This is a genomic window from Vibrio sp. T9 (assembly GCF_003123985.1).
Classification (GTDB): Bacteria; Pseudomonadota; Gammaproteobacteria; order Enterobacterales; family Vibrionaceae; genus Vibrio; species Vibrio diabolicus.
The window spans coordinates 1-216 of record NZ_NIGY01000225.1 but is presented as its reverse complement, the minus strand read 5'-3'; the positions used below and the strand labels follow the sequence as shown (position 1 = coordinate 216).

The following is a 216-nucleotide window of genomic DNA, read 5'->3' as shown; positions in this document are numbered from 1 at the left end:
GGGGACGCTTACCACTTTGTGGTTCATGACTGGGGTGAAGTCGTAACAAGGTAGCGCTAGGGGAACCTGGCGCTGGATCACCTCCTTAAACGATGATTATTGCGATGAGTGTTCACACAGATTGATACGGTTTATAAAGTAAAGAGACGATACTGGGTCTGTAGCTCAGGTGGTTAGAGCGTTCGCCTGATAAGCGAGAGGTCGGTGGTTCGAGTC

At 50.0% G+C, this 216-nt stretch carries 1 rRNA gene; it reads left to right on the top strand.

From position 1 onward, the window contains the following. A 16S ribosomal RNA gene (locus CBX98_RS26195) occupies positions 1-88 on the top strand; the annotation flags it as partial. Positions 89-216 lie beyond the last annotated feature (128 nt).